The following is a 6,697-nucleotide window of genomic DNA, read 5'->3' as shown; positions in this document are numbered from 1 at the left end:
AATAATCCTGCAATCTGATTTGCAATTTTATCTTCTAAAATAGGCGTAGCTTCAGGAAGTTTAAGTCCTGTTTTCACAGCTTCTGCAAAAATAATAGTATTTTTTTCTATATATTTGCCTTCATAAGTTTGTTGTGTATTATTGATTTGATTTGAATTTAAATGTCCTACTTTATCACTGCGAACATTTCCGCCAAAGCTATTTAAAAAGCCTGAGCTTTGGGAATCTCTTACGCTAGCTTGTCCGCTAACATTACCACTAGAAGTTAAAACTTTACCATCAGCTTTTTGCTTGATATTAATATCTACTTGCATTTGCCAAATTGTATCTTCGGTAAGTTTTCCTAAAAGTCCTCCTACTAAAGCACCTGCAGCACCTGCAGCAACCATACCTCCTGCACCGCCGCCATTATAGCCACTAACTGCCACACCTGTAGCACCTCCTGCAACAGCACCGCCTACAGCATTATTTTCTTGTTTTTTATCACAATATAAAATATTGGTACTTAAAATATAATTTGCTTTATCAGGATCATCTATAACTTTATATCCTTTAGCTTCCAAAGCACTTCTTAATTTAGGTTCTAAATTTACATCATGTCCGCTTGTATTTTTGATATTTAAAAATACAATTCTTTTTTCCTTAGCCACAGGATCAAGAAAAATACTTTGACTCATTGTTGCATTAGTTTGTAAAGTAGTTGTTAAACAACCTGTGAGTAAACTAGCTGCCAAAACGCTGCACATTCCTGTTTTAAAAATAGTTTTATTTATTTTCATTGTTTTCCTTTTTGTTAAATATTTTTTCAAAAATTTCTTTGACATGCTTTTTGAATTTAGTGCGTTCCTCTTCTGTTTCGCCTGTTAAATTATCTAAGCCTTTTTCTAAAGCTTTAAGAAACTTTCCAAAATAATCCTTTTCCTCCTCTTCTGAAAATTCTTTAGAAATTTTAGATTCTAAGTAAGTTCTAAAAAATTCTGTTTTATTTGAAACAACTTCTAAGTATTTAAGAGCTTTTGCTTCTATCTTATACTTATCATTTACAAAAATATCAACTAGATCTTTAAAATTTAAAATATTTTCAATCTCAATAACTTTTATAATATTGATTGTATTTGAAAGTTCATCAGTTTTGATATTACTTAGAATTTCAACTGCATTTTTTTCCATTTTTCTCTCCTTTTTTATTTGTGAATTTGTTTTTTTTGTTTTTATTATTTCAACTTGTTTTTCCTCCTCTTCTTCTAATTCATTAATACTTTTATCAAGGCACTTAAGATGTCCTACCATCGAACTAAGATTATAAGCTCTTCTTAATATCCCATACAAATTTGCTTTATTATCTTCTGTTAGAATGTGATAATTATTAATTAGTTCTAAATATCTTTCTTCGGTTAGTGCGTTAAAAGATGCTTCATCTAAAATAGAATGAATTAATTCTTCTCTTTGATTAAATAAATCATCTTTACGCTTTTCAAGAATTTCCATTCTTATTTCCGCTTCTTTGATTTCACACTCTTTTAAAAATTTTTCTTCGCTTGCTTTTTCCTTTTCTATTTTTATGAGTATTATTTTTTCTTTTAGCTTTTTAAAACAATTCATTTTTCACTCTTATTTAGTATAAAAATTGCTATTCATGTTTTGAATAAATCTTGCAAGTCCATCACTTTTAGCTTGTTTATTTATTTCGCTTAAAGCATAATTAATGCTTGCTTCACCATAAGCCACAAAATACTCTTCATTGGTATCTGCAGGCGTGTTTGTCATTTTCTGATAATCTTCTACAATAGGATCATAGTTTTTAATAAAAATCACAGCAGGAACTTTAGTAATATTAAATCTTCTAGTTACTTTTGGATTAATTTCAATATTGTAATAATAAAAATTATTTTTATCTTCTTTATTTTTGTTATTAGGGTCTTTAACTAAAAGATCTTGCAAATAAGAAAAAGTAGGATTAATATATCTTGCATCATTTCCAACCAATCCTCTTAAAACAAAGGTTATATCGGTTTTTACATTTTCAAGCAACTTAAAATAGTTTTGAATGCTTGATTTATCCATTGAAGAAGAGATTACTATGAATATTTTTTCATTAGGATTTAAATATTTGTTTGTGCTGATAAGGTGTTTAGAATTTTCCATTTGATTAATCATATCTTTAGTATTTTGCGAATACTCGCCAAGATATTCATTAAAATTCATACTTTTATCATACAGAATATAGTTTTGGTTATCAACAATCTTTTTTTCAAAAGCATCGCTTCTTCTCATATCGGAAACAATTTTAGCACTTTTATTAGCCTCTGCGCTTTGGTTAAACTTTATGTCATATCTTTTTTTTATTTCATCCTTTGTTAAATTCATATCTTGTCTCATAGAACTAAGGTTAAAATCTTTAGTGTTTTTATAAAGCTCATCGACTGAAATTTTATTTTGCATTGCAGCTTTATCTTTTAAATATTTATTATGAAATATTTGTTCTTTTGTCAAATTATCATCAATTGCAAATAATGATGAACATAGCAAAATAGAACCTATGATTTGTTTTTTCATTTCTTTCCTTTCTTGTTAGTTTTTTCCAAGCTCTATCATTTTATGAATAGGAGCTGTTTTTTCAATATGCTTAAAAACAACCAAGCAATCTTCGATTATAATGTTTGCTTCTTCTTCAGTAAATTTTTCATTAAAAAGTGTAATTAAATCCATTTTCATGCACTCGTTTAATTTGCTAAAATCTTTATCATCAAAGCTATTAATAATTGAAGCTAGGTATGCTTTATGCGTTTCACTTTTTTCGTCAAGCCTTTTGCTTACCCTGCAAATAAACAAAGTTATAGTGTATAATTTTCTGTCTATTTTAAATAATAATGAAAATAGTTTTTCCCAAATTTCTTTATCAGAAACAAGAGAAATAATCTTTTCTAAGGCACTGTTCTCAAGTTCTGAAATAATATTTTTTTCATTTTCGTACAAAGACAATTCATCAATTAATTGATTTAATTCTTGTGAAATTTCATTTTTGTAAGTATTTTCATTCAAGCAAGGCTCTTTTCCAAAAAAAATAAAGTTTGGATTTGCATTGAAGGTTTTGATCAATCTTATAATAAACTCACTTGTTGGTCTCAATTTTTTATTTTCGTACCTTGAAACAATTGCTTGATTGATGTTTAAGTTTTTTGCAAATTCTGATTGAGTTAAATTTAATCTTTCTCTAAGTTCTTTTATAAACACAACAAAACCTCCATTTTATATACTAGAATGCACAACACTCTTTTTTCTTAAAAACCATAAAAGTGAAATTATCTCCTGCTACAGGATAATTTTTGGCAAAGCTCCATAAGATGCCACTTTGTCCTATGCCCATACCCATAGGATGTGGAACAGGTGCTAAAATTTGTAATCTATAGGAAGATTTTCTCCAAATAGGCATAGGGTATTCTCCGCAAAGCCCTAATTGTCCTGCACTTTCCCAAAGTATTAATTCTCTATGAAGTTTATAAATCATAGAACCTGCAACAGAAGCAGCATCCTCAACATAATCTTTTGAACCTGTATTACCTGAAAGTGGGTAAGCATTCCCCCAAGAACCCTTACACCAAAACAATGGATCTAAAGCCACATTGGCTTGAGCCGATACACTATCTGCCATACAAGCAAGATTTGAAATAGGATTGCCAAATAATAAAGCTTCAGGATTGATCAAGGCTGTTAGCTCATCATCTTGCCATAAGGGATCTACTTCGGTCATATAAGCTATATCCACGCCACTTGTAATATTCATACATGCGGCATCAATTAAAATTCCTACCATACCAATAATAGGATATATATAATAGTGAGATTGATAAAAGACTCTTGCTCTATCATGTCCATCACCTTTGGTTCCTTTTGAAGCTGTAAGCATTTCAGGCATACCAAAACCTAGTCCCACAAAACAATAAGGGTCTTTTACGCTATCTAGCATTCTACTAGGCTCAAAATATCCTATAGGAATTCCTATGCGAAAAAATAAAGGTGGTGGAGCAGGGCATATACATATAGGAGAGCCTACTGAACCTTGCGGATCAGGCATAGGTCCTTGTATAACTTGTATCCCTGCGATACTAATAGGAAAAATACACTCCCAACAAAGTTCTGTTAGGCTTATAAGTATTTGACTTGGATTTGGAGCACAAACAGCTTTAGTCTCGCTTGGGTGAAAAAATAAACAAGCAGCAGCTACTGCGCTGATTAAATGAGCCTTGAATTTCATATTAATTTCCCTTTTTTTAAATTTCTTTTATGCTTAAATTATTGTCAACGATTTTAGTTTTATTATTCTCCATGCAAGGAATACAAATTTCATGAATCTGTATCTTATTTTCAATTTGTTTTATAATGCTTGGAGTTTTTACTATCTTAAATTTTTCGCGAATTTGTGGATTCAAATAAAATACTTCTTGCTTAAGCTCTTGGTTTAAATCATAGTAACTTCCTTCTGAGAGCAATAATCTATAAGAAACTTGATTAGAGAAACCACTTTTTTTAAACCATTCAACTTCTTTTTTATTGTTACCATTAATAACTACCATTGCATATGAAAGCTTTACATAATCAGCAGGATTAAATTTAAAACCCTTTGGATATAAAATATCTCCATTTGCATTTTTAATATCTTGATCCAAAGTGTATGTTAAGTCAGGATAAAAGATTTTATCTTCAAGGGCAGGTTTTAATGGAATTAATCCTTTAGGTTGATAATTTTTGACATTTTCTCTTGCTTGTTCTCGAGTCTTGAAAGCTTTTTGTTCTATTTGTGCTTTATTTTTTTCAATGAATTCTTGTATAAGCTCTATCATATCTCTTTCTGCAAAATCTTTAGTTTTGCCTAAAACCATTTCTTTGCCGCCGCCTGCGTATAGAATACTAGCTAAAATTATAGTACTAAAAAATATTTTTTTCATATCTATCCTTAATTATTTATCTTTTTCTAAAATTGCATTATCAAATAAAAATAAAGTATTGTTGATGATGTCATCTTTGTTTGTAAGTCCTGATTTAACTCTTTGCCAAATTGCTTCTCCTTTTGAATTTCTATAAACAAAGAAATTTTCAGGAGTTGTTGCAAGTTTAAATTTCGAAATTAAGTCTTTACGCTCATCTACATTAACATATTCAACATTTACACCATAATCACTTTGTAGCGAGCGATATATGCCTTTTTGTTTTTCATTAATTTCTTTATTTAAATCGCTAACAAAAACAACATAGGAAAAATCATCCTGATGAGCTTTATAAAAATTATTTATTTTTTCTTGTTTTTGTCTAAACATTTCGCTTCTACCAAATTTGTCATCACGAATTTCTGGATACTCTAAGTTTGGATTTTCCAAAAGGTTTAAAGCCCAAACTTTAGCAAATTTTTCAGATTGGTCAACTTGCCATTTATTCATAATTTGCATTGTCATCACATTTGTTTTTGTAGGATTCATGATGGCTATTTTTCTAACTTTTTCGAAGGTTTCGGTAAATTCTTCGGCTGTTAAAAGATCTAAATTATTTAAAGGTATAGAAGCAATAAATAAATCATCTGCATTCATTCTTTTTTGGATTTTGGTTTCATTTTTTTCTTGTGAGTTGTTATTATCAGCAAGCTCGTAGTAAAACCAACCACGCTTTGAGTCTCCAAAAAAAGTGCTTGCTTGTAAAAAACAAGCGAGAACAAGAATTGTAGTAGATATTTTCACCATAAAAAACCTTAAATTATAAAATATTTGAATAATTATATCATTTTTTTAAAAAAATATATATTTGAAATATATATTTATTAAAAATGTTAATAAATATATACAATAAATCACTAACAATAAATTTTAAAATATTTTTATATAATTAAGTTTTTTTTAATAATTAAAATATCTTTTTTATTATTAAAAAATAATATTTTTATTCTTAAAAACAAAATATAAAAATAAATGTTTTCTTAATTTTGATATTTTTTTGCCGCTTTTCTTTACAATTTTTAATTATTAAAATAAAATTAAATGAAATTAGTATTAAAAAATATTTTTTTTAAATGATTAAAAAAATAAAAAAATTATCTTGTACTTTTCACGAGCAAAAATTCAAAGAGAAAATTACAGCAAAACTATATTTATTTTGATTTATTTTGATTTATTTTTTTTATCTATCATTTTTTATTTTTATTTTTATTTTTTTTACCTATCTTCACTCTAAAATTTTTGTAAATTTTTCAATTAAAAAATACTCCAAATCCAAACCCACGAAAAGACAAAAAATAGTTTTAATTAAGTATTAAAAAGTCTAGCCTTTAGCAAGGGCATTTTTATACCTACCCTAAAGCAAAGAATACCTATTTTTAGGGACTTTAATTTTTAATTAAGTATTAAAAAGTCTAGCCTTTAGCAAGGGCATTTTTATACCTACCCTAAAGCAAAGAATGCCTATAAATTGGAGATTTATAGTATTTTTAGAATGAAATTTATTTTTCTCAAAAAAGGGTGTTAAAAAATTTTATACCTACCATACATTAACTTCGTTAATAATATTGCCATTTTTATACCTAACCTAAACCGTTTCACCCCCTTAAATAGAAAAGTCTTCTTCTCGCCCTTTATCGCCTCATTTATTCCCCCTTCTTTATCCGCTACATTTCATTGAATAATTTTCATCATTTATCCCCTCATTTATCACC

7 protein-coding genes are annotated in these 6,697 nt (G+C 28.1%); all 7 read right to left on the bottom strand.

The annotated features are described in order from the left end of the window. Positions 1–779 (bottom strand): complement resistance protein TraT (gene traT, locus AJ930_RS09165; RefSeq protein WP_070275242.1); only part of this gene is annotated, 779 nt, incomplete at its 3' end. Beyond that, complete coding sequence (locus AJ930_RS09160; protein ID WP_070275241.1) at positions 766–1,602, bottom strand: hypothetical protein; 837 nt, start codon at positions 1,600–1,602, stop codon at positions 766–768. The genes AJ930_RS09160 and traT, both read right to left, overlap by 14 nt. Before the next feature lie 9 nt (positions 1,603–1,611). After that, positions 1,612–2,556 (bottom strand): TrbC family F-type conjugative pilus assembly protein, encoded by a 945-nt coding sequence (locus tag AJ930_RS09155; RefSeq protein ID WP_002821102.1) that lies wholly within the window; start codon positions 2,554–2,556, stop codon positions 1,612–1,614. A gap of 15 nt (positions 2,557–2,571) precedes the next feature. Beyond that, positions 2,572–3,234 carry a helix-turn-helix domain-containing protein gene (locus AJ930_RS09150; RefSeq protein WP_070275240.1) on the bottom strand — a complete coding sequence of 221 codons (663 nt, stop codon included), beginning with the start codon at positions 3,232–3,234 and terminating at the stop codon, positions 2,572–2,574. Positions 3,235–3,256: 22 nt separating this feature from the next. Beyond that, the gene (locus AJ930_RS09145) at positions 3,257–4,255 is read right to left on the bottom strand and encodes a TraU family protein (RefSeq protein WP_002794785.1); all 999 of its coding nucleotides are present in this window, start codon (positions 4,253–4,255) and stop codon (positions 3,257–3,259) included. Between the two features lie 16 nt (positions 4,256–4,271). After that, a complete protein-coding gene (locus AJ930_RS09140) occupies positions 4,272–4,946 on the bottom strand; it encodes a chromosome segregation protein ParM (RefSeq protein WP_070275239.1) in 675 nt (224 codons plus the stop codon). Between the two features lie 12 nt (positions 4,947–4,958). Further along, positions 4,959–5,732, bottom strand: a complete 774-nt coding sequence (traF, locus tag AJ930_RS09135; protein WP_186820560.1) for a conjugal transfer protein TraF — start codon at positions 5,730–5,732, stop codon at positions 4,959–4,961. Positions 5,733–6,697 lie beyond the last annotated feature (965 nt).

Source organism: Campylobacter sp. BCW_6871, assembly GCF_001762325.1.
Taxonomy (GTDB): Bacteria; Campylobacterota; Campylobacteria; order Campylobacterales; family Campylobacteraceae; genus Campylobacter_D; species Campylobacter_D jejuni.
The sequence above is the reverse complement of the archived record's forward strand: the minus strand, read 5'-3'. Positions and strand labels throughout refer to the sequence as shown.